Genomic DNA, 1,174 nt, shown 5'->3' with positions numbered 1-1,174 from the left:
TCCTTCGCCGGCCTCGCCGCCGCCACCGCCCTCGGCCGCAGTCTCCGCGACGTCCTCGTCGTCGACGGCGGACCCCCGCGCAACGCACCCTCGCCCGGTGCCCACAACGTGCTGACCCGCGACGGCGTCCCGCCCACGGAGCTGGTGCGCCTGGCGCGCGCCGAGGCCGAGGGCTACGGGGCCCGGGTGGTCGAGGGCGAGGCGGTCCGCGCGTCCGCGGGACCGGAGGGCGTGACCGCGACCCTCGCCGACGGCACGGTCCTCCGCGCGCGCCGCCTCCTGCTCGCGACCGGCGTCCGCGACCTGCTGCCGGAGATCCCCGGGCTCGGCGCCCGCTGGGGACGGGACGTCCTGCACTGCCCCTACTGCCACGGCTTCGAGGTGCGCGGCCGGCGGATCGGCGTGCTCGGCAGCTCGTTCGCCGGGCACCAGGCGCAGATGTTCCGGCAGCTCAGCGACCGGACGTCGATCCTGCTCCACGGCGCACCCGCGCCCGCCGGCGACGAGGCGGCGGCGCTGGCCGCCCGCGGGATCGCTCTCGTGCCGGGTCGCGTCGAGAAGGTCCTCGTCGAGGACGACCGCCTGGTCGGCGTGGTGATCGACGGTCGGCGGCACGAGCTCGACGCGCTCGTCGTCGGCCCGCGGGTCGAGGGGCGGCTCCCCGAGGGGCTCGGCCTCGAGCTCGCCGACCACCCGTCGGGAGTCGCGCGGCACCTCGCCGTCGATCCGATGGGCCGGACCGGCGTCGCCGGGGTCTTCGCCGCGGGCTCGCTGGTCGAGCCGATGGCGCAGGTCGTCGCCTCGTCCGCCGACGGGCTGCGCGTGGGCGCGGCGATCAACCACGACCTGATCGAGGAGGAGATCGCCGCTGCACTGCGGGCCGCCTGACGCGCGCTCAGCGGCGGCGGTACTCCAGCTCCGGGCGGCCGGGGGAGCCGTAGCGGGGCGCGCGGTCCGCCACTCCGGAGTCGGCGAGGTGCTCGAGGTAGCGGCGGGCCGTCACCCGCGAGATGTCGAGGCGGGTGGCGAGCTCGGCCGCCGAGAGGCCGACGGGGCCCAGCAGTGCGGTGACGGCCTCGAGGGTCTGGGCCGAGAGCCCCTTGGCCAGACCCGGGGCGTTGGAGGTGCGGAGCGCCGCGAAGGCCCCGTCCACCTCGTGCTGGCTGGCGACGTC

2 protein-coding genes are annotated in these 1,174 nt (G+C 77.5%); one reads left to right on the top strand and one right to left on the bottom strand.

The features are described 5' to 3' along the window. On the top strand, positions 1-888 hold an 888-nt coding region (locus tag C5C27_RS17510), incomplete at its 5' end, for an NAD(P)/FAD-dependent oxidoreductase (protein ID WP_104315039.1). A 7-nt stretch (positions 889-895) separates the two neighbouring features. Here C5C27_RS17510 and C5C27_RS17505 read toward each other — a convergent pair. Continuing rightward, positions 896-1,174: HTH domain-containing protein (locus C5C27_RS17505; protein ID WP_146079769.1), on the bottom strand; the 279-nt coding region annotated here is incomplete at its 5' end.

Origin of the sequence: Rathayibacter sp. AY2B7 (assembly GCF_002931635.1) — a bacterium.
Taxonomy (GTDB): Bacteria; Actinomycetota; Actinomycetes; order Actinomycetales; family Microbacteriaceae; genus Rathayibacter.
Note: the sequence above shows the minus strand (reverse complement) of the source record. Positions and strands in the feature narration are given on the sequence as shown.